Origin of the sequence: Devosia sp. BK, from assembly GCF_032907385.1 — a bacterium.
Classification (GTDB): domain Bacteria; phylum Pseudomonadota; class Alphaproteobacteria; order Rhizobiales; family Devosiaceae; genus Devosia.
On the sequence record NZ_JAIMBX010000002.1, the window covers coordinates 219,812 to 244,468 of the forward strand.

A 24,657-nucleotide genomic window follows, 5' to 3' on the forward strand; every position below is an offset into this window, starting at 1 on the left:
TTGAGCAATCAGTCCTTTACGCGCGTCCCGCCGTCCGCGGCCGGCATGCGCATCGGCCTCTTCGGCGGCAGCTTCAATCCCATCCATGCCGGTCATGTGCTGGTCATGGAAGAAACCCTCCGCCGCCTCGAACTCGACGCCCTATGGGTGCTCGTCACGCCCGGTAACCCGCTGAAAAATCACGACGATCTAGCGCCCCTCACCCAGCGCGTAGAAGCCGCCCGCGCTGCGATCGCCAATCCGCGGATCCACGTCACCGGCTTCGAGGCCCAGAAAAACTTCCGCTACACTTGGCAAACCGTCCGGTTTCTCGCCCAATCCCTACCCGACCGGCACTTCGTCTGGATCATGGGCGCCGACAGTCTCGCCGGCTTTCACAACTGGGAACGCTGGCAGGACATCGCGGCAACGCTCCCCATCGCCGTCTATGCCCGCCCCGGCTCCTCGCGCCGCGCCCTGGCCTCGCGCGTTGCCCTGGCCCTTTCCCGCTCCCAGATCGATCAGGAAGACGCACCTATTCTTGCAAGCCTTCCGGCTCCAACCTGGGTCTACTTGCACGGGCGGCAATCACCACTGTCTTCGAGCGCTATCCGCGCCGCCGGCAAGCATAAATAACAAGAATCAACCGTGACCTTGCGAAAAACCCCGCGAAAGGGCATATTCAACGCAATGATCGTGTCTTCGGAACAGGAACTAACGGCTTGCCGTTTGCCAAGACGCCGCAATATTCCGGTCAACAACCAAGGATGCTGAACCAACGCATGACCCATGCTCGCGCATGGGCGGAAGGCCGTTTCTGATGGCCGCGCTGCCCACCGATACCGTTTCGACCCCTGCTGTTCCGACAATGTCTTCGGAAAAGTCCCCCGTCGAACTCATTCTCAATATTCTCGATGATGCCAAGGCAGAAGAGACCGTGGCGGTGGATATCACCGGCAAGTCCTCGCTCGCCGACCACATGATCGTGACTTCCGGCCGCTCGCAGCGCCACGTTGGCGCCGTCGCCGACCAGATCATCCGCGCCCTGCGCGAAAATGGTTTCGGCAAGCCACGGGTCGAGGGTCTGCCGCATTGCGATTGGGTCCTGGTCGATACGGGCGACGTCATCGTCCACATCTTCCGCCCCGAAGTGCGCGAATTCTACAACATCGAAAAGATGTGGCAGGCCGACTTCGCCGCTGACGCGCACTAGGCCGCTCGACGTCTTCGAAGGCATGTCATGCGTATCGCCATAGCCGCCGTGGGCCGGATGAAGTCCGGCCCCGAACGCGAACTCGTCTCCCGGTATCTCGAACGAGCAGTGGCGAGCGGAAAACCGCTGGCACTGACGGGATTTGATGTTTCGGAGCTCAACGAGTCTCGCGCCGGATCTGCTGCGTCCCGCAAGAGCGAAGAGGCCAAGGGTCTCCGCGCCGCGCTGCCCGATGGTATTCTCGTCACGCTGGACGAACGCGGCAAATCCATAGGCTCGGAAGCGTTTGCCAATCTCCTCGCGCGTTGGCGCGATGAGGGACGTTCCGCCGTGTCCTTCGTAATTGGCGGCGCCGATGGCATTGATCCCGACTTCGTTCGATCGTCCGAAATGTCGCTGAGCTTTTCGCCCATGGTCTGGCCGCACCAACTGGTGCGGATCATGCTGGCCGAGCAGCTTTACCGCGCGACCACGATCCTCTCTGGCCACCCCTATCATCGCGGCGACTGAAATCGCTGTGACTGCCTTAGTTTAAGCTCAACCGCAGTCTAGCAGGGCCGCAGACAGCCGGACCAAACATGGTTAAGCAGAGTTAACCTATGGTTTTCTTCCCGCTTGCTAATCTGCGCGTCAGTGATTCGGGGCCAGCGGCCTCAGCGACGGAGAAAACATGCCGGTGAGGCCGGAGATTTTGGTCAAGGCAGTGGTCGGCGGCATCCTGCTGACCGCGGGTCTCGCCATTCCGCTTCTGGCACAAACGGCTGTTCCCGCGCCGTCCACGGCTCAGCCAGCAACGCCTCCGACAGCCACAACGCCGGCGCCGGCGACCACGGACGCCGTGCCGGAAACGACACCGGTTCCCATTTCCGAAGCGCCCGCCGCCACTCCGTCGGCAGGGGATCCAGCCGCACCTGCAGAACCGGACACGGCTACATCCAGCGCCGCCGATCTTGCCGAAGTCGAAGCGACCCTGCAGCTCAGCCGCGAACGGATCGACGAGCTCAAGGCAGAGATTGCCGAGATGGAAGGCGATCGCACCAAGCAGAATGCCGCCCTGATTGCAGCAGGCCAAAGGGTAAAGCTCGCCGAAATCGAAGTGACCGATGTCGAAGATCGGCTCTCCAATCTCATCGTCGAAGAACTTGAAGTGCGCGGCCGGCTCGATGGCGCTGATGCCGAGATCGCCAATGTGCTTGCCGCGCTCGAGCGCATCTCGCTCAATCCGCCGCCTGCTCTCGTGGTTGATCCGAGCGACGCCCTGGGTTCGGCGCGCGGCGCCATGCTGATCGCTGCCATCGTACCACAATTGCGCGAAAGAGCTGAGACCGTCTCGGCCGACCTCAAGCAATTGATGACTATCAAGGAGCAGGCGCTGGCCGAGGAGAAAACGCTCAAGGCCAATTATGCCGTGCTCGAAGAAGAGCAGTTGCGCATTGCGACACTCATCGCTGCGCGCAAACAAGGCATCCAACAGGTCGGCGCCCAGCTCGATACCGAAGAAGCCGCAGCACTCGAGCTCGCCGAGCGAGCCAGCACCCTCCGCGAACTGATCGACGCACTCTCGGCCCGCGCCAATCAGGCGACGACGCCGACGGCCACCACGTCGCCCGATATGCCGCAGCTTTCGCCTGAAGCCATTCAGGTTGCCTTTGCCAATGCGGCGCGCACCGAACCTGCCGTGCCTTTTCCGATGGCGCGTGGCTACCTGACTCAGCCGGCCAATGGCGTCACCGTGGTGCAATTCGGTGCCGGCGACGGGTTCGGGGGTATTGCTCAGGGCCAGTCGGTCGTGACGCGCGCAGAGGCGCAGGTGGTCTCCCCCGCCGATGGCTGGGTGCTCTATAAGGGGCCTTACCTCAATTATGGCCAGATCATCATTCTCAATACCGGCCAGGGCTATACGGCACTGCTAGCCGGGCTCGACAGCATCTCGGTCGATATCGGCCAGTTTGTGCTGATGGGCGAACCTTTGGGCCAGATGGGATCACGCACAATTGGACGGACCGTAACCACCAATGCTGGCAACGCCCAGCCGACCCTCTATATTGAGCTGCGACAGAACAACCAACCCATCGACCCGGAAACTTGGTGGGCCCAGAGTGAACAGACGGGATAATATTCCATGCGCTTGACCACCCTTCGCGCTGCCCTGCTTGGCGCGGCATTGTTTGTGCCGACCGCCGGGCTGCTTGCACAGGATCAGACCCCTGCGCCCGCCGCGCCGGAAACGCCGGTGGAGCAACCCAATCCCAGTGGCGAACAGCCTGCGCCGGCGCCCGAGGATCTCAAGAAAGAACCGCGCGACCCGCTGGAAGTCTATTCGGACCTGAATCTCTTTGGCGAGATTTTCGACCGTATCCGCGCCGAATATGTCGATCCCCCGGATGAGCAGGAGCTGATCCGCGCCGCCATCCAGGGCATGCTCACCTCGCTCGATCCGCATTCCGGCTATTTGCCGCCTGCTGATTACGATGAGATGCGCGAAGACACATCGGGCGAATTCGGAGGCCTCGGCATCGAGGTGACCATGGAAGAAGGGGCCATCAAGGTCATCTCTCCAATCGATGAAACGCCTGCGGCCAAAGCCGGTATTCTCGCCAATGACTTTATCGTCGAACTCGACGGCACCTCGATCCAGGGCCTGTCGCTCGACGAGGCAGTTGCCAAGATGCGCGGGCCGATCGGCACGGATATCACCGTGACCGTGGTGCGCGAAGGCGTGACCGATCCGCTCAAATTCACCCTGACCCGGGCTACGATCGCCATGCGCGCCGTGCGCTGGAGCATGGATGGCGATGTTGCCGTGCTGCGTCTCTCGCGCTTCTCGGCCCAGGCCTATATCGGCATCGAAAACGCCATCAAGGACATCTATGCCGAACGCGACGGCAAGGCGCCAAAGGGCATCATTCTCGATCTGCGCAACAATCCCGGCGGTCTCGTTGATCAGGCCGTCTATGTCGCAGACGCCTTCCTCAAGCAGGGTGCCGTTGTTCTGACGCGCGGCCGGACGGAGGCCGAGAGCGCCCGTTATGACGCCCAGCCCGATCCGCTCGATGCGCAGCTCGCCGATGTGCCGCTGGTCGTCCTGATCAATGGCGGCTCGGCTTCGGCTTCGGAAATCGTCGCCGGCGCTCTTCAGGACCATAAGCGCGCGACGCTTGTCGGCACCCGTTCATTCGGCAAGGGCTCGGTCCAGTCGATCATCTCGCTCGGACCCGACGGCGCGATGCGTCTCACCACGGCGCGCTACTACACGCCGGACAACCGCTCGATCCAGGCGCTCGGGATCACACCCGATATCGAGATCCATCAGGTTGTGCCCGAAGAACTCCAGGGCCGCGATGAGATCGTCGGTGAAGCCGGGCTTGCAGGTCACATCAAGATCGAAGGCCAGGAAGAAAGCACGGTCGGCTCGTCCGTCTACGTACCGCCTGAAGCTGCCGACGATGCTCAGCTTCAATACGCGATCAAGCTGATCAACGGCGGAGAGACCAACGCCGCCTATCCGCCAAAGGCGGAGTAGTGGTCGCTCCATGCTAAACTGAAAGCGCGACGGCGTGATTCGCCGTCGCGCTTTTTCGTTGTGACACTGACCTATAGGGCCGGCTGCCGATGGCCAATGATCTGAGCACCCCCTTGAAAGGCCGCAAGCAACGCGCGCAGGAGGCCAAGGCCCGTCCGCGCCTGCCAATCGGTCGCGCGCTCTTTGGGCTGATCGCGCTGATCGGCATCGGTGTTGCAGCGCGCCTGATCCTTGTCGACGACCCCATGGGTGGGCGTCCGAGCCAGGAAGTCGGCATTGTCGATAACAAGGCGGCAAATCCTGTCGCAGATACGGCAGCTACGGGCCCTGTCACTATCACAGCCGATCCCCAGCAATACGCGGCCAACGGCTCCGAGGGTGCAGCGCCTTTGGTTGCCGGATCGCCGGCTTCCACCGGCGCAACACCTGACGCATCCGGAATTGTGCCTGATCTTTCCGAGGAAACGGCCAATGGCCCGATCCCGCGCATGTCCGGCACGGGCGAGACGCCCTATGCCGCTTATCGGCACCCCTTCGATGCCGCCAGCGTCGGCAATGGTCCCCGCGTCGCACTGATTGTGACGGGGCTTGGCATCAACGAGCAGGGCTCACTCGACGCCATTGGCCAATTGCCCGATTTCGTGACGTTGGCCTTTGCGCCATACGGCAAGGGCTTGGCCAATACTGTCGCCGCCGCGCGCAATGGTGGCCATGAAGTCATGCTCGAAGTCCCTCTCGAGCCCTTCGACTTTCCGCAAAGCGATCCAGGCCCGCATACGCTCCTGACGGGCGAGGCCCCGCGCGAAAATCTCGACAAGCTTTTCTGGCTCATGGCCCGCTTTGGTGGCTATTTCGGCGTCATCAACAATATGGGCGCGCGCTTCACCGCTTCGGCCGGTGATTTCGGCCCCATCATGGAAGAGCTCGGCGCGCGCGGCATCGGCTATATCGACGATGGCTCCTCCAACCGGTCCGTATCGGAGCAATTGGCCCATGCCAATAAAGTGCCCTTTGCCCGGGCCAACCTCTTGATCGATGCCAACCCTGCCCGCACATCTATTTTGTCAGCGCTCGCCAGCCTTGAGACGGAGGCGTTGGAAAATGGAAGTGCGATCGGTATTGTGAGTGCCTTGCCCATTTCCATTCAGGCCATCTCCGAATGGTCTGCGAGCCTTGATGGCAAGGGTATTGCGCTGGTGCCTGCCAGCGCGCTGATGCAATAAAGCGCCGCTCGCCTGTCCGGCACGGTGCCCAAAACAGACTGCGAAACCATGTCCCAATTGCCTGACCGTGAAGCCATGCCCTATCGCGACTGCGTCGGCGTCGCCGTGTTCAACGCGATGGGCAATGTCTTTGTGGGGCATCGCAAATCCGAAGGCGATCCCGATCAGTCGGCTGCCAAAGGCTTTGCATGGCAGATGCCCCAGGGCGGCATCGATCAGGGCGAGGATCCGTTGCGCGCCGCTTTGCGCGAACTTCAGGAAGAAACCAATATCACGTCCGTCAGCCTGATCGCCGAAGCGCCAGAGTGGATTTACTATGATCTGCCCGATGATCTGCTCGGGATAGGTTTCAAAGGGAAGTATCGCGGCCAGAGACAGCGCTGGTTCGCCTTTGCTTTTACCGGCGCGGACGGTGAAATCGACGTCGATGCGCCCGGCGGCGGCAAATTCAAGCCCGAATTCAACGCCTGGCGCTGGGAACGGCTCAGCAAGACACCATCGCTCATCGTGCCGTTCAAACGGGACGCCTATGAGAAGGTCGTTGAAGCCTTTTCAGATATTCCGCAACGCTTTACCCACGTCTGAACCATGAAAACCATCGGCCTTATCGGCGGCATGAGCTGGGAATCGACCGCCCACTATTATCGCGTACTGAACCAGGAAACGGCGCGCCTCCGGGGCGGCCTTCATTCGGCGCCCGTCCTGATTGACTCCGTCGATTTTGCGCCGATTGCCGAGATGCAGTCTGCGGGGAAATGGGACGACGCAGGCGATGCGCTCAACCTGTCGGCCAAGCGCCTCGTTGGTGCAGGCTCAGAAATCCTGGGCCTGGCGACCAACACCATGCACGTGGTGGCTGACCGTCTGCTCGATGGGATCGAAGCCACGTTCGTTCATATCGCTGATCCCACAGCCGATGCTCTCCTTGCGGACGGCTACACTAAGGTTGGTCTCCTTGGCACGCGCTTCACCATGGAGATGAGCTTTTACCGCGATCGCCTGAGCGCCCGCGGTCTTGAATCGCTCATTCCCGAAGTGGATCGGACTAATCTCAACGGCATCATCTATGACGAGCTCTGCCGCGGCATTGTGCGCGAAGAGTCACGCCGTATCTATGTCGATGCGATTTCAAGGCTTGCCGCACGTGGGGCAGAAGCCGTCATTCTGGGCTGCACCGAGATCGGCATGTTAATTGATGATGCGGTCAGTCCCCTGCCCGTCTTTGACACGACGGACCTGCACGCTAAGGCTTTGGTGGCTGCAGCGCTGCAATAATAAAAAGGCCGCCCGTGAGGCGGCCTTCGTCATTCCAGATCAGACAATACTTAGTGGATATGCGTGTCGTTGAGCTGCTCGGCTTCAAGCGCGAGGTTCAACAGGCCGCTGACAAACTGCTGGGCATAGGACTTGTCATCAGGCGTTTCTGCCCGGGTGAGTTCGCCCTGCGCTGCCGCGATCTGGGTCTGGAGGTCTGCGCGGTCAAATTCGGAGAACGGCACCGATTCTTCAGCCAGAATGGTAAGGCCATCCGGCGACACGTCGGCAAAGCCGCCGCGCACAAAGAAGATCTCGCTTTTGCCATCGCTGTTGACGGTGATGAAACCGGCCCGCAGTGTCGTCATGAAGGGCGCATGGTCAGCCATGACCGTGAAATAGCCTTCCGTACCCGGAACGGTAACCGAATTGACGGTCTGCGAAACGAGGAGACGCTCGGGCGAAACGATCTCGATCTTGAGGCCTTCAGCCATATTTTTGGTCCCTTAGCGGAGAAAACCCGAAAGACCGGGCTTAGCGCTGGGTCCGTCGCGGACGACGGACCCAAGTGGCAAAGATTAGGCGGCCTGGGCGGCCAACTTCTGCGCCTTCTTGACGGCATCTTCGATGGTGCCGACCATGTAGAAGGCAGCTTCGGGCAAGTGATCGTAGTCACCCTTAACGAGCCCCTGGAAGCCCTTGATGGTGTCGGCGAGCTGGACGAAGACGCCGGGCGAACCGGTGAAGACTTCGGCCACGTCGAAGGGCTGGGACATGAAGCGCTCGATCTTGCGGGCGCGGGCCACGGTCAGCTTGTCTTCTTCGGAGAGCTCGTCCATGCCGAGGATGGCGATGATGTCCTGCAGAGCCTTGTACTTCTGAAGGATCGCCTGCACGTCACGGGCAACCTGGTAGTGGTCCTGGCCGACAACGTTCGCGTCGAGAATACGCGAGTTCGATGCCAGCGGATCAACGGCCGGGTAGATGCCCTTTTCCGAGATAGCGCGGTTGAGAACGGTCACGGCGTCGAAGTGGGCGAACGAGGTTGCCGGCGCAGGGTCGGTCAAGTCGTCGGCGGGAACGTACACGGCCTGCACAGAGGTGATCGAACCCTTGTTCGTCGTCGTGATGCGTTCCTGCATCGCGCCCATGTCGGTTGCCAGCGTTGGCTGGTAACCCACGGCGGAAGGAATGCGCCCGAGAAGTGCCGACATTTCAGCACCGGCCTGGGTGAAGCGGAAGATGTTGTCCACGAAGAACAGCACGTCCTGGCCCTGGTCGCGGAAGTTTTCAGCGATCGTGAGACCGGTCAGAGCAACGCGAGCACGCGCGCCCGGGGGCTCATTCATCTGGCCGAAGACGAGGGCGCACTTGGAGCCGGCGGCCGAGCCACCGTTCTCATGCGGATCCTTGTTCACGCCCGATTCGATCATTTCGTAGTATAGATCGTTGCCTTCGCGGGTGCGTTCACCGACGCCTGCGAACACAGAGTAACCACCGTGCGCCTTGGCGACGTTGTTGATCAGTTCCTGGATCAGAACGGTCTTGCCAACGCCGGCGCCGCCCATGAGGCCGATCTTGCCGCCGCGTGCATAGGGAGCGATGAGGTCGACGACCTTGATCCCGGTGACGAGAACCTGCGATTCCGGGTTCTGCTCGGCGAATGCCGGAGCGTCCTGGTGGATTTCGCGCTTTTCGGTGCTCGTGATCGGGCCAGCTTCGTCGATCGGCTCGCCGATGACGTTCATGATGCGGCCGAGCGTTTCTTCGCCGACAGGCACGGAAATCGCGCTGCCGAGATCGATCACTTCGGCGCCGCGAACCAGACCTTCGGTCGTGTCCATGGCGATCGTGCGCACGGCGTTTTCGCCGAGGTGCTGGGCAACTTCCAGAACCAGGCGTTGGCCATTGTTGTTGGTTTCAAGCGCGTTCAGGATGGCGGGCAGGTGATCGTCGAACACCACGTCAACGACGGCGCCAATGACCTGCGAAACGCGACCGGCCTTCTGTTCTGCCATTTGTTCGTCCTCGCTGATGGGTTAGAGCGCTTCCGCGCCCGAAATGATTTCGATGAGTTCTTTGGTGATCTGGGCCTGACGCTGGCGGTTGTAGCTCAGCTGCAGCTTGCCGATCATTTCGCCCGCGTTCCGCGTCGCATTGTCCATTGCGGACATCTGCGCACCGTAGAACGAAGCACTGTTTTCAAGCATGGCGCGGAACACCTGCACGCTCACATTGCGCGGCAGCAGGTCTTCGACGATGGCTTCTTCGTTAGGCTCGTATTCGTAGATCACAGCCGAGTTGTTGACCAAGGCGCCTTCGCCCTCGACACGCTCGATTTTTGCCGGGATGATCTGCACGGCAGTCGGCACTTGGCTGATCACCGAGTTGAACTTGGCAAAGAAAAGCGTTGCCACGTCAAATTCGCCGGCAGCGAACATGGCCTGCACTTTTTGGCTGATCTCGTTCGCCTGCGCAAAGCCGATATTCTTGACTTCGCGATAGCTGACGGTCTCGACGATCTTGTCCGCAAACTGGCGCTTGAGGATATCGTGACCCTTGCGGCCAACCGTCAGGAACTTGACGGTCTTGCCCTGCGCCAGAAGCTTGTTGGCATGATCGCGCGCCAGACGGGCAATGGAGGAGTTAAACCCACCCGCCAGACCGCGTTCGCCCGTTGCCACGACCAGAAGGTGAACCTGATCCCGGCCGTTACCGGCGAGGAGAACAGGCGCATCCGTCTGACCATCATAGACTGCAGCAAGGCTGGCCAACACCGCACCCATGCGCTCGGCATAGGGACGTGCAGCTTCGGCAGCATCCTGGGCGCGACGGAGCTTAGCCGCCGCGACCATCTGCATGGCCTTGGTGATCTTCTGCGTCGACTTGACCGAGTCGATCCGGTTCTTAAGATCCTTTAGCGACGGCATTGCCTGTCGTCTCCTTCAGAGCTCAGGCCGAGTAGGTCTTCTTGATATCGTCAAGAGCCGACTTCAGCTTGGCACGGGTGTCGTCGCTCAGCTGCTTTTCAGCAGCAATGGTCTTCAACAGGTCAGCGTGCTTGGACCGCAGGTTCGAGAGCACGTGCTTTTCGAAATCCTGGACCTTGTTGACCGGAACGGTATCGAGATAGCCCTGGCCACCGGCAAAGATCACCGCAACCTGTTCTTCCGTCTTGAGCGGCGAGAACTGGGGCTGCTTGAGGAGTTCCGTCAGGCGTGCACCGCGGTTGAGCAGGCGCTGGGTCGAGGCGTCGAGATCGGAACCGAACTGCGCGAAGGCAGCCATTTCACGATACTGCGACAGTTCACCCTTGAGCGAGCCGGCAACCTGCTTCATCGCCTTGATCTGAGCCGAGCCGCCAACGCGCGACACGGAGAGACCAACGTTCACGGCAGGACGGATGCCCTGGAAGAACAGGTTGGTTTCGAGGAAGATCTGGCCGTCGGTGATCGAGATCACGTTGGTCGGGATATAGGCCGACACGTCGTTTGCCTGGGTTTCGATAACCGGCAGAGCGGTCAACGAACCAAGACCATGATCTTCGTTCATCTTGGCAGCGCGTTCGAGCAGACGGCTGTGGAGATAGAACACGTCGCCCGGATAGGCTTCGCGGCCCGGCGGACGGCGCAGCAGCAGCGACATCTGACGGTAGGCAACGGCCTGCTTGGTCAAATCGTCATAGGCGATAACGGCATGCTTGCCATTGTCGCGGAACCACTCGCCGATCGCGCAGCCGGTGAAGGGCGCGATGTACTGGAGCGGTGCTGGATCGGAAGCGGTAGCGGCGATCACGATCGAATAGGGCAGAGCACCCGATTCTTCGAGCTGACGCACGAACTGAGCAACGGTCGAACGCTTCTGGCCAACGGCGACATAGATGCAGAACAGCTTGTCGGTGTCCGAAGCATTGGCATCGTGTGCCGGCTTCTGGTTGAGGAAGGTATCGAGAATGATCGCGGTCTTGCCGGTCTGGCGGTCACCGATGACGAGCTCGCGCTGGCCACGGCCGATCGGGATCAGTGCGTCGATAGCCTTGAGGCCGGTCGACATCGGTTCGTGAACCGACTTGCGCGGCAGAATGCCGGGAGCCTTGACGTCGACGCGGCGGCGTTCGGTGTGCTCGATCGGGCCCTTGCCGTCGATCGGGTTGCCGAGACCATCGACCACGCGGCCGAGAAGGCCAGGACCGACCGGGGTGTCCACGATCGAGCCGGTGCGCTTGACGACATCGCCTTCCTTGATGGAACGGTCGTTGCCGAAGATCACGACGCCGACATTGTCGTTTTCAAGGTTGAGCGCCATGCCCTTGATGCCACCTGGGAACTCGACGAGTTCACCAGCCTGAACCTTGTCGAGGCCGTAGACGCGGGCAATGCCGTCACCGACGGACAGCACCTGACCGACTTCCGAAACCTGGGCTTCCTGGCCGAAATTCTTGATCTGGTCCTTGAGGATCGCAGAAATTTCCGCGGCTTTGATGTCCATTATCCGACCTCTTTCATGGCGATTTTCATCGCAGCGAGCTTTGTCTTGATTGATGAATCGATCATCTGGCTGCCGACCTTCACCTGAAGGCCACCGATCAGCGAGGGATCGACGAATTGGTTGAGCGTGACGGTCTTACCCAGCTTTGCCTTGAGCGTTTCGCTCAGGGCATTGGCCTGTTCGGCCGTCAGGGGCGTTGCCGAGGTCACTTCGGCAGTCGTTTCACCGCGCGCTGCAGCGGCCAGTTCGCGGAAGCCAACGATGATGGCATCGAGCGCGAACAGACGGCCGTTCTTGGCAACAAGGCGCAGAAAATTAGCCACGAGCGGATTGACCTGGGCCTTGCCCAGGATCGCATCAAGGGCAGACGCCTTGACGTCGCCCGAGATCACCGGAGACCGCAGGTAGCGCGAAAAATCGTCGCTTTCGCCAATCAGGCGGGAAATATCAGAAAGGCCGGTTTCGACCGATGCCAGTTGATTCTCGCTCTGGGCGAGATCGAACAGCGCCGACGCATATGGCCGCGCAATCTGGGAAAGCAGTGAATTCTGCGCTGCCAATGTCGCTTCACCCTCTTGTGTTGCCATCCTCGGGTATCGAGCCGGGATGACCTATTACGCTTCGGACGTGTCCGGGAACGGGGCTTTGGCCGGACTGATCCTAGCCACTCCCCTACAAGTCGGGCTCGCTCTAACACAAGCCAAGCGGCCCGTGCAAGGCTGGGTTACGTGATTCACCGGCGGTGAAAATGTCGCACTTATCCCAAGCGATAGAAGTCGAGCCATTTGCGGCGCGTTTACATGAAGCTCATCGGGTCGATATCGATCTGAATCTTGAGGTCGCCTTTGGGTTTTTCGGCACTCGAAAGCCAGAAGCGGACATAGCCGGAAAGATCAAAGTCCCTACCAGATTGGGCCAGAAGCCTTACCCGATAGCGGCCACGGATCATCGAGACGGGCGCATCGGCCGGTCCGAAGAGTTTTACACCATCAGCCATTGGCGCAGCGGACAGCAGCGTTCGTGAAAAATTCATCGCATGATCGTGTACGCTGGCAGAGACAATGAGCGCGGCGAGACGGCCGAAGGGCGGCATGCCGCCAGCTTCACGGGCCAGGATTTCCTGGGCGTAAAAGGCTTCGCGGTCGCCCGAGACCATGGCTTTCATCACCGGGTGATCGGGATGATAGGTCTGCAAGAATGCCTTGCCGTGGCGGCTGGCACGGCCGGCGCGACCGGCAACCTGAGTGAGGATTTGAAAGGTGCGCTCGGCGGCCCGGGGGTCGCCGTGCGCTAGCCCGAGATCGGCGTCGAGCACGCCGACGACCGAGAGCTTTTCGAAGTGGTGGCCCTTGGAAACGAGCTGGGTGCCGATGATGAGATCATATTCGCCGCGCTCGACTTCGGCGAAGCGCTCGCGCAACTGAGCATGGCTACCCATATCGGTCGAAAGCAGCACGCGGCGCGCATCGGGGAAACGGATGGCCGCTTCCTCGGCAACGCGCTCGATGCCGGGACCGACGGGGACGAGGCTGTCGACTTCTCCGCACTCGCCGCAATGCTTTGGCGTGCGGGTTTCGTGGCCGCAATGGTGGCACATGAGGACGCCGCGGAAGCGATGCTCGACCATCCAGGCGCAGCAGTCCGGGCATTTGTATTGGTGGCCGCAGGCATTACAGAGGGTGAGCGGGGCATAGCCGCGACGGTTGAGGAACAGCAGCGCTTGTTCGCCGCGATCAAGCGCCGCAAATACTTCGCGCGCTAAGGAAGGCGCAATCCAACTTCCCTTTTCCGGGCCATCTGTCCTCATATCGAGCGCTGTGATGTCCGGCATTGCTGCTTCGGCAAAGCGGCTCTCGAGCCGCACATGGGCATAGCGGCCAGTATTGGCATTGTTGCGCGATTCGACGGACGGCGTCGCTGATGAGAGCACCACCCGCGCCTCGGAAAACTGGGCGCGGACGATCGCCATGTCGCGGGCGTGATAAGTAAAGCCTTCGGATTGCTTATAGGCGCCGTCATGCTCTTCATCGAGGACGAGAAGGCCGAGCTCGCGGAAGGGCAGGAAGAGCGCGGAACGGGCGCCGACGACGGCGCGGACGGTGCCATCGAGCACGCCACGCCAAACCTTGGCGCGTTGCACCGGGGTCATGTCTGAATGCCATTCGGCGGGCTTGGTGCCGAAGCGCCGGGTGAAGCGGTCGATAAACGTATTGGTGAGGGCGATTTCCGGCAGCAAAATCAAGGCCTGGCGCCCGGCGCGGAGCGTATCGGCCACGGCTTCGAAGAATACTTCGGTCTTGCCGCCGCCGGTGACGCCATCGAGAAGGGCGACGCCAAAACGCTTGGGATCGAGGCCGAGAATGCGGTCGAGCGCGGCCTGTTGTTCGGGGTTGAGCGCCGAGGGCGCAGCGTCGGGATCGGGCGGAAAGACCACGGGCGGCGCCGGAATCTCCAGCTTTTCCAAGGCTCCGGCGCGTTCGAGTCCATCGAGCACGGAGGTCGACACACCACTAGCGCCGACCAATGCGGCCTTCGGCCAGGCCATGTCGTCGGTGAGCGTATCGAGCACGCGAAGACGCGCGGGCGTCAGCTTTTCGGGCTCCATGCCGGTACGGCGATAGGCGATGACTGGTTTGGGCGCATCGAGCGCTTCGGGTGAGCGCAACACGCCGCGCAGAACTTGGCCGGGCGCGGCCAGCGTATAGCGTGCTACCCATTCGACGAGCCGCAAAAGCTCTTCTGAGAGCGGCGGCACCTCGAACGAAAACTCTATATTTCGCAATCGGTTATGGCCGATTTCGTCATTCGGCTTGCCCCAAACGACGCCGAGCGTCAGGCGGGGACCGAGAGGCACGCCGACAACCGTACCGCGCGTTACGCTCATATTGGCGGGCACGCGATAGGAATAGGGGCCCTCTACGGCCACCCCCACCATCACTGCAACGATGTCACCGGGCCCATACATGTTTGTGCGCGTTCCGTTCTCTTTTCCCTTAGATAGGAAGGGCGAGCGATTCGGCTAGAGCACCGGGATCACGAGACGCGTGAGGCGACACTTTACACTCTGTTTGCGCGCGGAGGATAAGTTCAAGTCATGACCGATAGCGCCTTTGCCACCGATGCCTTCATCCAAGCCCAGATCGCCGCCTGGATGCGCGAACTCGGCTCCGTCAAACGGCTCGCCCCCAAGACCCTAGAAGCCTACGGCCGCGATGTCGGGCAGTTCATGAGTTTTTTGTCTGGGCATATGGGCGGCGCTATCACCTTGCAATCGCTTAAGGAATTAAGAGCTGCCGATATCCGTTCCTTCATGGCGCAGCGCCGGGAGGAAAGCCTTGGCTCGCGGTCTCTCGCGCGGGTGCTGTCGTCGCTCAAGAACTTTTTTGGCTTTCTCGAACGGGAAAACATTCTCGCGACAGAGGCCTTCAACGCCATCCGGACCCCAAAGATTCCGAAGTCGCTGCCCAAGGCTTTGACAGTGGTTGAGGCCAAGCAAACCATTACCGGCGTTGACGAAATGGAAGAGGAACCCTGGATCGCAGCGCGCGACATGGCGGTGATTTCGCTCTGCTATGGCGCTGGACTGCGTATCGCCGAGGCTTTGGCGCTGACCAAAGGCGATCTTGAGGCCGAAGTGCTGCGCGTGACGGGTAAGGGCGGCAAGATCCGCATGGTGCCATTGATTGCTCCGGTGCGGCAGGCGATTGAGACCTATTTGCAGCTAAGTCCTTATAAACTCTGGGAAGAAGACCCGCTGTTCCGTGGCAAGAAAGGTGGGGTTTTGTCGCCCAGAATCATCCAGTTGCGCATGCAGCAACTGCGCTCGGCGCTCGGCCTGCCGCCTTCGGCGACCCCACATGCGCTGCGCCACTCTTTTGCGACGCACCTCCTCGGAAAAGGCGGGGATTTGCGCGCGATTCAGGAGCTTTTGGGTCACGCCAGCCTCTCGACGACGCAGATTTATACCGCCGTCGATACCGAGCGCTTGATGGAAAGCTATGCCAAGGCCCACCCGCGCGGCTAGTGCAGCAGGCCTCTTTCGGCTGTGGTTTGGGTACCATCACGTTATCTTTGACAGCCGCCAATGGCAGGATTATGAGACGGACATGACGTCACATCAGCCGATCTTTTTCGCGAACCTTCTTATTCTTGGCTCCATCTGGGCCAGGACCGAAGGCTGACGTTCAGCATTTGGTTTCAACCGGCCCGCCCCGAGCGGTGATCCGGTGGATACGAGGGGCGGCACTTAAGAAAGCCCCTTCGGATGACGAGCATCCCATCTTCCAGCGACACGCCCCAACCGGGGATAGATCTGTTCGGCTATGGCCTCGCCTTTGCCGGCGCAGCGCTATTTTCGACCAAGGGTGTCTTCATCAAGCTCGCCTTTGCCCAAGGGGCTTCGGTCGAGACCACTTTGGCGCTGCGGATGCTGACGGCCCTCCCCGTCTATCTCGTTATTCTCATGGTGCTGCTCAAGCGCAATCCGCAGCTCAAGAGTTTGCTGACACGTGGTCGGACGGCGGGCGCCATGGGTGTCGGGGCGCTCGGCTATTATCTCTCGAGCTATCTCGATTTTGCCGGGCTTGCTTTCGTCTCCGCGCAATATGAGCGGCTGGTGCTCTTCACCTATCCGTTCTTTGTGCTGCTTTTCGGCGTCTGGTTCTTTGGCGATCGGATGAACTGGAAGCTCGTGCCGGCCATGCTCGTCAGCTATGGCGGCCTCCTGGTGATCTTTGCCTGGAACCTTGCAGTGCAGCCCGATGGGCTTTTCATCGGCACCATGCTGGTCTTGGGTTCGGCGCTGACCTTTGCCTTCTATCAACACCTCGCCAAGCGGCAGATGCTTGTGCTGGGCACGGGGCTCTTTACCTGCATCGGCATGTCGACGGCGGCCGTGCTCGCCATCACTCAAAGCGCCGTGGTCGACGGAATTGGCAACTATTTCAGCATCACCCCAACCCTTTGGGCGCTCGGCCTGACGCTGGGGATTTTCGGCACCGTCCTCCCCTCGTTTCTTCTCAATGGCGGCATTGCGCGGATCGGGGCGCGGGCGACATCGTCCACCGCATCCTTCGGTCCAATCGTTACTATTGTTCTCGCTGTCTTTGTGCTTGGCGAGCCCTTTACCTGGGTGCATGCGATCGGGACGGCGCTCGTGCTTTTGGGCTCATGGCTCTTCGCGCGGACAGACAGAAAGAGCCGCGCATCAGGCAATTAGCGCATTTGTACTTCTGGCCGCCGTAAAGAGGCTATAATCTGTTCTCACAACCGTGATGCAAAATTGGAAGGGACAACCGATGCGCACTTTTCTTCACGTCACGGCAGGAACCTTGCTTGGCCTGATGCTGACCACGGGACTGACTGTGCCGAGCCTGGCACAGCCAACCGCGAAACCAGCAGCGGCCGATATCGACTTTGGCAATGATTCCTCCGATTGGGCGAAAGACGGAGAGTGCGACGATCCGCGCTTTACCGGCGAAGGCATGGCCGACCAACTGGTCGATGAAGACATCCTCAAGGATGCGACCGACTGCAAGGCCGCCTTCGATGCGGGCAAGATCACCCTCAAGGACGATACGGCGACGGCGCCACCGACCGTTGTGGATATCAATCCACCCGTGGCGCCGAAGGCCAGCGACATCGACTTTGGCGATGATTCCTCTGAATGGGCCAAGGACGGTGAATGCGACGATCCCCGCTTTACCGGCACCGGCTCGGCTCAGGAGCTGGTCGATGCCGATCTCCGCAAGGACGCGACGGACTGTAAGGCAGCTTTTGAAGCCGGCACGGTCACTCTGGTCGAAGGGGGCGAAATCCCACCTGCTGTGAATGTTGCCGATATCGATTTTGGCGATGATTCCTCGGAATGGGCCAAAGACGGCGAATGCGACGATCCGCGCTTTACTGGCACGGGTTCGGCTCAGGAGCTCGTTGACGCAGACATCAAGAAAGACGCCACCGACTGCAAGGCGGCTTTTGTCGCCGGCACTGTGACCCTTAAGGACACCGGCACCAACCCGGCCGATATCGCTATCGCGACCCCGATCAATGCGATCAACTTTGGCGACGATTCCTCAGAATGGGCCAAGGATGGCGAGTGCGACGATCCACGCTTCACCGGCACCGGTTCGGCGGAAGAACTGGTCGATGCCGACCTGATGAAGGACGCCACCGATTGCCGCGCTGCCTACGAGGCCGGCACCGTGACGCTCAAGGACACGAGCGGCGCGGCCGCGACGACGCCGGTCGGCGAGATCGACTTTGGCGATGATTCCTCGGAATGGGCCAAGGACGGCGAATGCGACGATCCGCGTTTCACCGGCACGGGCGTTGCGAGCACCACGCTTGCCGAAGACATCAAGAAGGACGCAACCGACTGCAAGGCCGCCGTCGAGGCGGGCACCGCGACCTTCCAGGGCGAACAGGCCGCCGCCGCTTTTGACTTTGGTTCGGATTTTTCCAAATGGGCCAATGACGGCGAATGCGACGACCTGCGTTTTGAAGGTCCGGGCACCAACAAGAAGCTGCTCACCGAAGACCTGATGGGCGACGCCACCGACTGCAAGGCGCTGCTCGACGAAGGCCGCGTCTCGATCCGCCAGGTTTACACGCCCGAATATGCCGCCGGCGCGCCTTATGACAGCTCGGACATCGACTTTGGCGACAACTCCTCCTCCTACGCCAATGATGGCGAATGCGACGATCCGCGCTTCCAGGGCCCCGGCGCCGCAGCGACACTTCTCGACAGCGACCGCATGTCCGACGCCGACGACTGCAAGACGGCGTTCGAGGCCGGAACTGTGGTTCTGATGGACGGCGAAAGCTGAGGAATTTTGGGATTTGAATGTGACGCGGCGGGGCTTTGGCTCCGCCGTTTTTGTTTGGGGGGACGCATGCTCCGGTGCGTGAGGCTCCACCCCCTCCCAGCCTCCCCCATCTAGGGGGAGGTGCAGGGACGGTGGATATGGTGAGATAGTGCAACACACTCGATCGGCACCTCCCCCTTGATGGGGGAGGCTGGGAGGGGGTGATCTTGGAGCAATCAGTGGCAAGGAACTCGCTGCCGCGAAAACTGCGGCAACAGCCGACACCGGCAGAAATCCGCTTCTGGCGGCTGATCCACCCTATTCGGCAGCAGGGCTGGCACTTTCGCAAACAGGCGCCGATTGGGCGCTATGTCGTGGACTTCGTTTGCCACGCAGGAAAGCTGATCGTCGAGATCGATGGTGACAGCCACTTTATGCCTGAAGGCATTGCGCGGGATGCGGCAAGGACGGCGTTTTTGGAGGGTGAGGGATATCGAGTGCTTCGGTTCACCAATTTGGAGGTGATGGAGGAGGACGAGGGCGTTCATCTGGAAGTTTTGGGGGCGTTACAGGCAGCCGGAGTTACCCCCTCCCGGCCTCCCCCGTCTAGGGGGAGGTGAAGGGATGGTGGTTGTGAATAGGTGGTGCCACACACTCGATCGGCACCTCCCCCTTTATGGGGGAGGTTGGGAGGGGGTGCTGCTAGCCCAAACAAAAAAAGGCCCGCGGCGGTACCGCGGGCCCAAAAAAATCCAAAAAACCCAAAACTACGCAGCCTTGCGTTCGACCATCATCTTCTTGATCTGCGCGATGGCCTTGGCGGGGTTGAGGCCCTTGGGGCAGACTTTGGTGCAGTTCATGATGGTGTGGCAGCGATAGAGCTTGAAGGGGTCTTCGAGGTTGTCGAGGCGCTCGGTGGTGGTTTCGTCGCGCGAGTCGATCAGCCAGCGATAGGCCTGGAGAAGCGCGGCGGGGCCAAGGTATTTTTCGCCATTCCACCAATAGCTCGGGCACGAGGTCGAGCAGCAGGCGCACAGGATGCACTCGTAAAGACCATCCAGCTTGGAACGGTCTTCGACCGACTGCGTCCATTCTTTTTGTGGGGTGGGCGAAGTGGTTTTGAGCCAGGGCTCGATGGCGCGGTGCTGGGCGTAGAAGGTGGTCAGATCGGGGACCAGATCCTTGACCACCGGCATATGCGGCAGTGGGTAGATTTTGACCGGGCCCGAAGAGTCGTCCATGCCCTTGGTGCAGGCGAGGGTATTGAGCCCATTGATGTTCATCGAGCACGAACCGCAAATGCCTTCGCGGCAGGAGCGGCGCAGCGTCAGGGTCGGGTCGACCTTGTTCTTCACGTAAAGCAGCGCATCGAGGATCATCGGGCCACAATCGTTGAGATCAACGAAATATGTATCGATGCGCGGGTTCTCGTTCTTGTCGGGATCGTAGCGATAGATGTGGAACTCGCGGAGGCGCGTGGCGCCTTCGGGCTTGGGCCAGGTTTTACCCTTTTGCGGCTGATCGGCCTTGCGCAAAGTCAGTTCGGCCATTCTTTTGTTCCTTCAGAGGCGGACGCGTGGGTCGTCCGAAAGGCGTTCAGTTCAGTGTCGTGAGGGCTTTGAGCCAAAGCCCCAATAATCAGTAGTTCGGCTTACAAACCTGGTTCGATTTGGCGACATAGGTGTTGTAGGCGTCGTAATCCGCGGCTTTGGGCGAGCCGCCCTTCATCGAGGCAATGACGACGGCCATGAAGCGCTCGTCGATCAGGGTCATCGCCGCATCAGCCTTGCAGCCGCAGAGCGTCGCGTCCTGGGCGATGCCCATGCAGACTTTATAAAACTCATCCTTTTGCGCGGCGGTCGGCGCGGCGGCAAAGCTCGGCGCGGCGCTGGCGAGAAGCAAAGGAAGGGCAAGGAGCAGTTTATGCATGGGTCTGATCCCGGGAGGCGGGGTTGGTCCGTGGTGCCGGCGCGGCTTTGGCATCGGCAGGCTTTTGCGCCGCGGACTTGCCATCGCGATGGGCGAAGGCGGCGGCCCAGATGTCCTGCTCTTTTTCGTCAAAACCTGCGCAATTGCGGCACATGGTTTGGGTCCTTAGTAAACGCGCGCCTTGGGGGCGATCTTCTTGAGATCGATTCCACCCTGATCGTAAGGGGTCAGGGGCTCGGTGATCACCGGGCGATAGGTCAACGCTACAGCGCCCGTGGCGATATCGACTGTGGCCAGCGTATGCTTGCGCCATTCGACGTCGTCGCGATTGGGAAAATCCTCGTGGGCGTGAGCGCCGCGCGATTCGTGGCGGGCTTCAGCCGAGACGACCGTCGCCATGGCGCAGGCCATGAGGTTTTCGAGTTCGAGCGTTTCGACGAGATCGGAATTCCAGATCAGCGAGCGATCGGTGACCTTCACATCGGGGAGGCGCGAATAGATCTCGCTCATGGCTTTGACGCCATTTTTGAGCGAGGCATCGGTGCGGAAGACGGCCGCATCGAGCTGCATGGTGCGCTGCATCTCATCGCGCAACTTGGCCGTCGGCTGGCTGCCATTGGCGTTGCGGAGGCGATCGAAGCGGGCGAGGATTTTTGCGTCCTCGGCGGCATTGATGCCGGGGATGGGCGCAGCCTTATCCATAACCTGACCGGCGCGGATGGCGGCAGCGCGGCCAAAGACCACAAGGTCGGTCAGGGAATTCGAGCCGAGGCGATTGGCGCCATGCACCGAGGCGCAGGCGGCTTCGCCCACAGCCATGAGGCCTGGCACGATGCGGCCTGGATCCTCGGCCGTCGGATTGAGCACTTCGCCGTGATAGTTCGCGGGAATGCCGCCCATATTGTAGTGGACGGTCGGCAGCACCGGTATCGGCTCGCGGGTGAGGTCGACGCCGGCGAAAATCTTGGCCGATTCGGTAATGCCCGGCAGACGCTCGTGCAGCACCTTTGGATCCAAGTGATCGAGGTGCAGGTAGATGTGGTCCTTGTTGGGACCGACGCCACGGCCTTCGCGGATTTCGAGCGTCATGCAGCGCGAGACGACGTCGCGCGAAGCGAGGTCCTTGGCGTTGGGCGCATAGCGCTCCATGAAGCGTTCGCCCTCGGAATTGGTGAGATAGCCGCCCTCGCCGCGCGCGCCCTCGGTGATAAGAACGCCAGCACCATAAATGCCGGTGGGGTGGAACTGCACGAATTCCATATCCTGCAGCGGCAGGCCGGCGCGGGCCACCATGCCATTGCCGTCGCCGGTGCAGGTATGAGCTGAAGTCGCAGAGAAGTAGGAGCGGCCATAGCCGCCGGTTGCCAGCACAACCATCTTGGCGCGGAAGCGGTGCAGCGTGCCGTCGTCGAGTTTCCAGGCGATGACGCCCTGGCACTCGCCGTTTTCGCCCATGATCAGATCGAGGGCAAAGTACTCGATGAAGAATTGCGCGTCGTTCTTGACCGACTGGCCATAGAGCGTGTGCAAAATGGCGTGGCCGGTGCGGTCGGCGGCGGCGCAGGTGCGCTGCACCGGGGGGCCATCGCCGAATTCGGTCATGTGGCCGCCGAAGGGGCGCTGGTAGATGCGGCCATCCTGCGTGCGGCTGAAGGGCACGCCGTAGTGCTCGAGCTCGTAGATTGCGGCCGGGGCTTCGCGGGCCAGATATTCCATGGCGTCGTTGTCGCCGAGCCAGTCCGAACCTTTTACGGTATCGTACATGTGCCACTGCCAGGAATCGGGCCCCATATTCTGGAGCGAAGCGGCGATGCCGCCCTGGGCGGCGACGGTGTGCGAGCGGGTCGGGAAAACCTTGGTGATACAGGCGGTATTAAAACCCTGCTCGGCCATGCCGAGAGTTGCGCGGAGACCAGCGCCGCCAGCGCCAACCACCACCACGTCGAATTCGTGGTCGATCAGTTCGTAAGTGGCCATTGTGATCAACCCCAGAAGACGAGTTTGGCAATGGCGCCGATGGCGGCCACCGCAACGAGAAGACAAAAGAGCGTATTGAGCAGCATGGCGAGGCTGAACATGCGGCCATGGACATAGTCTTCAAGCGTGTCGCGCATGCCGTTGCGCATATGGACGGCAACAACAGCGATCAGGACGGCAAAGGGCAGGCCTATCAGCGGATTACCGATGACGCCGACCATATCGGCACGATCCTGGCCGCCAAGACGCACGATGATGAAGAGCAAAAAGCCCAAAAAAACGATGTTGATGAGGCCGGTGATGCGCTGCGTCATGAAATGACGCGTCGCGGCCTTGGCATCGCCATAGTGGGTCTTGGGATTGGCGACCATGTCGCGGGTAATGGTTTCACGCATGTGTCAGGCTGCCCACACAAAGACGGTCCAGATAAGAAGGGTGATGACCACCGAGGCGACGAGCGTGGCCCAGGCCATGGTCTCGCGCTGTCCCGGCTCCATCATCGCGGCAAAGTCCCAGACCCAATGGCGGAGGCCACCGCACATGTGGTGTACAAGGCTCCAGGTGAAGCCGAAGAGCACGATCTGACCGAACCAGGAGGCGAAGACCACATTGACGACGTCGAGCGCCTGCTGATCGAGCGCCGCCGCGACAAGCCAGATCGCGACCAGCGTCATGCCGGCATAGTTGGCAATGCCGGTAGCGCGGTGAAGGATCGACATGGCCATGGTGATGGTCCAGCGATAAATCTGCAGATGCGGCGAAGTGGGGCGGGCTCTGACCGACATGGGATATCCGGGGCCTGGGGGACTCAATGTGGTCCAGTTTGGAATAGTTCGAGATTACTAGCCGCCATTCCTTACCAAATCAAAGCTCTTTCCGGCCTTCCATCTCCGCCTTTTGGCGAATACCGCACTTTGTTCGCAGAGCGAACGTTATGTTCGCGGGACGCGCGGGTTTTTGAGCTTTTGGGATTTAGGCGTGGGCCGACTGGGGTGATTGCCACTCGCGGCCTGATGCGCCAAGGAGGCGCGAACCATTGAGTCGTGCCCGTGCCGCTGTTGCTTCTCGTCAATCAATTCATCTTCATGCTCGGCTTTTACATGGTCGTGCCGTTCCTCGCCGTATTCATGCGCGAGGACCTGGCGCTGCAAAGCGCGGCGATCGGGCTGGTGCTGGGGATGCGCACCTTTGCCCAGCAGGGACTGTTTGTCGTCGGCGGGGCGTTCGCGGACAAACTGGGGCCGCGACAGCTGATCCTTCTCGGCTGCGCCACGCGGATTGTCGGGTTCAGCGTCTTAGCGTTCAGTTTTGATTTCACGACGGTGCTGATCGGCGCTTGCCTCACGGGCTTTGCCGGAGCGCTGTTTTCGCCGGCGATCTCGTCGCTCGCGGCGAAGGTAGGTGAGCGCAAAGAGGGTCGGGCGCGGTTCTTTGCCAAGCTCGCCGTCTGGGGCGAACTGGGTGCCGTGGCGGGACCATTTGTTGGAGCGCTGCTGCTCGGGATTGGCTTTAAGGCCATGGCCCTTGGCGGTGCTGGCGTCTTTGCCGTGGCCTATGTGATCCTTCACATCCGCCTGCCGCGTCAGGTGCGGGCGCAGCGGCGGGCGGAGGATGGCCCCTGGTGGCACGTGTTTCGCGACCGGCTTTTCCTGCTTTTCACCCTCGCCCATAGCGGCTTTCTGTTGAGCTACAATCAGCTCTACTTTGCGCTCCCCGTTGAAATCACCCGATCGGGCGGCAGCGAAACCGAAATGGCGCCGCTCTTCATGCTTGCGTCGCTGATGATCGTGACTCTGCAATTGCCAGTGGCGCGAATAGCCCAGCGCCTGCCCTGGGGTTTTAGTCTCTCCGCAGGTTTTCTCTTGATGGCTCTGGCCTTCGGAACGGTTGCTGCCTTTGCAGGTCACGCACCCATGGGAGGGCTGTTGAAACTGGCGCCCGCTACGCTGATGGTGATCTTGCTGATTTTTGGGCAGATGATCGTCAAACCCATTGCCATGGATATCGTGGCGCGGATGGCGGGGACGCGGCCGACGGGCGTTTATTATGGCGCGCTGGCATCGGCGGGCGGCCTGACAGTACTTTTGGGCAATGTGCTGATCGGGCCGCTGCTCGATGGTGCGCTGAAACCTGGCAGTTCAGCGCCCCTGCCCTGGCTGATCCTTGGCTTGGTGCCAGCCATTTGCGCACTGGCAATTATTCCGATCGCTCAGGCCGTTACACGGCGCGCCCGCGCTTGACACGACCAAGCCAATGGGATTGAGA

The 24,657-nt window shown here is 60.9% G+C and carries 25 protein-coding genes; 13 read left to right on the forward strand and 12 right to left on the reverse strand.

The genetic code is table 11. From position 1 onward, the window contains the following. From DevBK_RS12940 to DevBK_RS12975, 8 genes are all read left to right on the forward strand, one after another. Positions 1 to 615, forward strand: coding sequence for a nicotinate-nucleotide adenylyltransferase (locus DevBK_RS12940; RefSeq protein WP_317185753.1), 615 nt, complete (start codon positions 1 to 3; stop codon positions 613 to 615). 184 nt (positions 616 to 799) lie between these two features. Further along, complete coding sequence (rsfS, locus tag DevBK_RS12945; RefSeq protein ID WP_082461190.1) at positions 800 to 1,192, forward strand: ribosome silencing factor; 393 nt, start codon at positions 800 to 802, stop codon at positions 1,190 to 1,192. A 27-nt stretch (positions 1,193 to 1,219) separates the two neighbouring features. Further along, positions 1,220 to 1,702, forward strand: coding sequence for a 23S rRNA (pseudouridine(1915)-N(3))-methyltransferase RlmH (gene rlmH / locus DevBK_RS12950; protein WP_317185754.1), 483 nt, complete (start codon positions 1,220 to 1,222; stop codon positions 1,700 to 1,702). Between the two features lie 160 nt (positions 1,703 to 1,862). Continuing rightward, positions 1,863 to 3,308: a murein hydrolase activator EnvC family protein gene (locus DevBK_RS12955; RefSeq protein ID WP_317185755.1), complete on the forward strand. Its 1,446-nt coding sequence runs from the start codon at positions 1,863 to 1,865 to the stop codon at positions 3,306 to 3,308. A 6-nt stretch (positions 3,309 to 3,314) separates the two neighbouring features. Then, the gene (locus tag DevBK_RS12960; protein WP_317185756.1) at positions 3,315 to 4,715 is read left to right on the forward strand and encodes a S41 family peptidase; all 1,401 of its coding nucleotides are present in this window, start codon (positions 3,315 to 3,317) and stop codon (positions 4,713 to 4,715) included. 113 nt (positions 4,716 to 4,828) lie between these two features. Beyond that, positions 4,829 to 5,938, forward strand: a complete 1,110-nt coding sequence (locus DevBK_RS12965) for a divergent polysaccharide deacetylase family protein (RefSeq protein WP_317185757.1) — start codon at positions 4,829 to 4,831, stop codon at positions 5,936 to 5,938. Between the two features lie 48 nt (positions 5,939 to 5,986). Beyond that, positions 5,987 to 6,523 carry an RNA pyrophosphohydrolase gene (locus tag DevBK_RS12970; RefSeq protein ID WP_317185758.1) on the forward strand — a complete coding sequence of 179 codons (537 nt, stop codon included), beginning with the start codon at positions 5,987 to 5,989 and terminating at the stop codon, positions 6,521 to 6,523. Between the two features lie 3 nt (positions 6,524 to 6,526). Further along, positions 6,527 to 7,213 carry an aspartate/glutamate racemase family protein gene (locus tag DevBK_RS12975; protein WP_317185759.1) on the forward strand — a complete coding sequence of 229 codons (687 nt, stop codon included), beginning with the start codon at positions 6,527 to 6,529 and terminating at the stop codon, positions 7,211 to 7,213. A gap of 50 nt (positions 7,214 to 7,263) precedes the next feature. On the opposite strand, the gene DevBK_RS12980 is transcribed toward DevBK_RS12975, so the two are convergent. The 6 genes from DevBK_RS12980 to DevBK_RS13005 all read right to left on the reverse strand — a co-directional run bounded on the left by DevBK_RS12980 (position 7,264) and on the right by DevBK_RS13005 (position 14,645). Further along, on the reverse strand, positions 7,264 to 7,686 hold the full coding sequence (locus tag DevBK_RS12980) for a F0F1 ATP synthase subunit epsilon (RefSeq protein WP_317185760.1): 423 nt from the start codon (positions 7,684 to 7,686) through the stop codon (positions 7,264 to 7,266). 84 nt (positions 7,687 to 7,770) lie between these two features. Then, positions 7,771 to 9,210, reverse strand: coding sequence for a F0F1 ATP synthase subunit beta (gene atpD, locus DevBK_RS12985; protein WP_061908366.1), 1,440 nt, complete (start codon positions 9,208 to 9,210; stop codon positions 7,771 to 7,773). A gap of 21 nt (positions 9,211 to 9,231) precedes the next feature. Beyond that, a complete protein-coding gene (locus DevBK_RS12990; RefSeq protein ID WP_317185761.1) occupies positions 9,232 to 10,122 on the reverse strand; it encodes a F0F1 ATP synthase subunit gamma in 891 nt (296 codons plus the stop codon). 22 nt (positions 10,123 to 10,144) lie between these two features. Beyond that, positions 10,145 to 11,680: a F0F1 ATP synthase subunit alpha gene (gene atpA / locus DevBK_RS12995; RefSeq protein WP_317185762.1), complete on the reverse strand. Its 1,536-nt coding sequence runs from the start codon at positions 11,678 to 11,680 to the stop codon at positions 10,145 to 10,147. Next, on the reverse strand, positions 11,680 to 12,267 hold the full coding sequence (locus DevBK_RS13000; RefSeq protein ID WP_061908369.1) for a F0F1 ATP synthase subunit delta: 588 nt from the start codon (positions 12,265 to 12,267) through the stop codon (positions 11,680 to 11,682). Before DevBK_RS13000 ends, atpA begins: the two co-directional genes overlap by 1 nt. A 209-nt stretch (positions 12,268 to 12,476) precedes the next feature. Beyond that, the gene (locus DevBK_RS13005; protein WP_317185763.1) at positions 12,477 to 14,645 is read right to left on the reverse strand and encodes a primosomal protein N'; all 2,169 of its coding nucleotides are present in this window, start codon (positions 14,643 to 14,645) and stop codon (positions 12,477 to 12,479) included. 129 nt (positions 14,646 to 14,774) lie between these two features. On the opposite strand from DevBK_RS13005, the gene DevBK_RS13010 reads away from it, so the two are divergent. The 4 genes from DevBK_RS13010 (at position 14,775) to DevBK_RS13025 (ending at position 19,106) form a co-directional block, all read left to right on the forward strand. Next, the gene (locus DevBK_RS13010) at positions 14,775 to 15,704 is read left to right on the forward strand and encodes a tyrosine recombinase XerC (RefSeq protein ID WP_317185764.1); all 930 of its coding nucleotides are present in this window, start codon (positions 14,775 to 14,777) and stop codon (positions 15,702 to 15,704) included. 240 nt (positions 15,705 to 15,944) lie between these two features. Then, positions 15,945 to 16,898 carry a DMT family transporter gene (locus DevBK_RS13015; protein ID WP_317185765.1) on the forward strand — a complete coding sequence of 318 codons (954 nt, stop codon included), beginning with the start codon at positions 15,945 to 15,947 and terminating at the stop codon, positions 16,896 to 16,898. Positions 16,899 to 16,977: 79 nt separating this feature from the next. Continuing rightward, positions 16,978 to 18,507, forward strand: coding sequence for a hypothetical protein (locus tag DevBK_RS13020; RefSeq protein ID WP_317185766.1), 1,530 nt, complete (start codon positions 16,978 to 16,980; stop codon positions 18,505 to 18,507). A gap of 206 nt (positions 18,508 to 18,713) precedes the next feature. Beyond that, a complete protein-coding gene (locus DevBK_RS13025) occupies positions 18,714 to 19,106 on the forward strand; it encodes an endonuclease domain-containing protein (protein ID WP_162243237.1) in 393 nt (130 codons plus the stop codon). A gap of 147 nt (positions 19,107 to 19,253) precedes the next feature. On the opposite strand, the gene DevBK_RS13030 is transcribed toward DevBK_RS13025, so the two are convergent. The 6 genes from DevBK_RS13030 to sdhC all read right to left on the reverse strand — a co-directional run bounded on the left by DevBK_RS13030 (position 19,254) and on the right by sdhC (position 23,177). Further along, a complete protein-coding gene (locus tag DevBK_RS13030) occupies positions 19,254 to 20,036 on the reverse strand; it encodes a succinate dehydrogenase iron-sulfur subunit (protein WP_061908374.1) in 783 nt (260 codons plus the stop codon). An 88-nt stretch (positions 20,037 to 20,124) separates the two neighbouring features. After that, positions 20,125 to 20,415: a hypothetical protein gene (locus DevBK_RS13035; RefSeq protein ID WP_062630636.1), complete on the reverse strand. Its 291-nt coding sequence runs from the start codon at positions 20,413 to 20,415 to the stop codon at positions 20,125 to 20,127. Continuing rightward, complete coding sequence (locus DevBK_RS13040; RefSeq protein WP_156352128.1) at positions 20,408 to 20,569, reverse strand: hypothetical protein; 162 nt, start codon at positions 20,567 to 20,569, stop codon at positions 20,408 to 20,410. Before DevBK_RS13040 ends, DevBK_RS13035 begins: the two co-directional genes overlap by 8 nt. A gap of 11 nt (positions 20,570 to 20,580) precedes the next feature. Beyond that, entirely contained in the window at positions 20,581 to 22,392 is a 1,812-nt protein-coding gene (gene sdhA / locus DevBK_RS13045) for a succinate dehydrogenase flavoprotein subunit (RefSeq protein WP_317185767.1), read from the reverse strand. A 5-nt stretch (positions 22,393 to 22,397) separates the two neighbouring features. Beyond that, positions 22,398 to 22,787 (reverse strand): succinate dehydrogenase, hydrophobic membrane anchor protein, encoded by a 390-nt coding sequence (gene sdhD / locus DevBK_RS13050; protein ID WP_317185768.1) that lies wholly within the window; start codon positions 22,785 to 22,787, stop codon positions 22,398 to 22,400. Positions 22,788 to 22,790: 3 nt separating this feature from the next. Continuing rightward, positions 22,791 to 23,177, reverse strand: a complete 387-nt coding sequence (sdhC, locus tag DevBK_RS13055; protein WP_317185769.1) for a succinate dehydrogenase, cytochrome b556 subunit — start codon at positions 23,175 to 23,177, stop codon at positions 22,791 to 22,793. Positions 23,178 to 23,441: 264 nt separating this feature from the next. Between sdhC and DevBK_RS13060 the strand changes: the two genes are divergently transcribed. Further along, a complete protein-coding gene (locus DevBK_RS13060; RefSeq protein ID WP_317185770.1) occupies positions 23,442 to 24,632 on the forward strand; it encodes an MFS transporter in 1,191 nt (396 codons plus the stop codon). Positions 24,633 to 24,657: the final 25 nt, after the last annotated feature.

Bases quoted from the DNA above. Each gene is read 5' to 3' on its own strand.
- rsfS (WP_082461190.1), top strand. From the start codon at position 800: ATGGCCGCGCTGCCCACCGATACCGTTTCGACCCCTGCTGTTCCGACA.
- rlmH (WP_317185754.1), top strand. From the start codon at position 1,220: ATGCGTATCGCCATAGCCGCCGTGGGCCGGATGAAGTCCGGCCCCGAA.
- DevBK_RS12955 (WP_317185755.1), top strand. From the start codon at position 1,863: ATGCCGGTGAGGCCGGAGATTTTGGTCAAGGCAGTGGTCGGCGGCATC.
- DevBK_RS12960 (WP_317185756.1), top strand. From the start codon at position 3,315: ATGCGCTTGACCACCCTTCGCGCTGCCCTGCTTGGCGCGGCATTGTTT.
- DevBK_RS12970 (WP_317185758.1), top strand. From the start codon at position 5,987: ATGTCCCAATTGCCTGACCGTGAAGCCATGCCCTATCGCGACTGCGTC.
- DevBK_RS12975 (WP_317185759.1), top strand. From the start codon at position 6,527: ATGAAAACCATCGGCCTTATCGGCGGCATGAGCTGGGAATCGACCGCC.
- DevBK_RS12980 (WP_317185760.1), bottom strand. From the start codon at position 7,686: ATGGCTGAAGGCCTCAAGATCGAGATCGTTTCGCCCGAGCGTCTCCTC.
- atpD (WP_061908366.1), bottom strand. From the start codon at position 9,210: ATGGCAGAACAGAAGGCCGGTCGCGTTTCGCAGGTCATTGGCGCCGTC.
- DevBK_RS12990 (WP_317185761.1), bottom strand. From the start codon at position 10,122: ATGCCGTCGCTAAAGGATCTTAAGAACCGGATCGACTCGGTCAAGTCG.
- atpA (WP_317185762.1), bottom strand. From the start codon at position 11,680: ATGGACATCAAAGCCGCGGAAATTTCTGCGATCCTCAAGGACCAGATC.
- DevBK_RS13000 (WP_061908369.1), bottom strand. From the start codon at position 12,267: ATGGCAACACAAGAGGGTGAAGCGACATTGGCAGCGCAGAATTCACTG.
- DevBK_RS13005 (WP_317185763.1), bottom strand. From the start codon at position 14,645: ATGTATGGGCCCGGTGACATCGTTGCAGTGATGGTGGGGGTGGCCGTA.
- DevBK_RS13010 (WP_317185764.1), top strand. From the start codon at position 14,775: ATGACCGATAGCGCCTTTGCCACCGATGCCTTCATCCAAGCCCAGATC.
- DevBK_RS13015 (WP_317185765.1), top strand. From the start codon at position 15,945: ATGACGAGCATCCCATCTTCCAGCGACACGCCCCAACCGGGGATAGAT.
- DevBK_RS13020 (WP_317185766.1), top strand. From the start codon at position 16,978: ATGCGCACTTTTCTTCACGTCACGGCAGGAACCTTGCTTGGCCTGATG.
- DevBK_RS13030 (WP_061908374.1), bottom strand. From the start codon at position 20,036: ATGGCCGAACTGACTTTGCGCAAGGCCGATCAGCCGCAAAAGGGTAAA.
- DevBK_RS13035 (WP_062630636.1), bottom strand. From the start codon at position 20,415: ATGCATAAACTGCTCCTTGCCCTTCCTTTGCTTCTCGCCAGCGCCGCG.
- DevBK_RS13040 (WP_156352128.1), bottom strand. From the start codon at position 20,569: ATGTGCCGCAATTGCGCAGGTTTTGACGAAAAAGAGCAGGACATCTGG.
- sdhA (WP_317185767.1), bottom strand. From the start codon at position 22,392: ATGGCCACTTACGAACTGATCGACCACGAATTCGACGTGGTGGTGGTT.
- sdhD (WP_317185768.1), bottom strand. From the start codon at position 22,787: ATGCGTGAAACCATTACCCGCGACATGGTCGCCAATCCCAAGACCCAC.
- sdhC (WP_317185769.1), bottom strand. From the start codon at position 23,177: ATGTCGGTCAGAGCCCGCCCCACTTCGCCGCATCTGCAGATTTATCGC.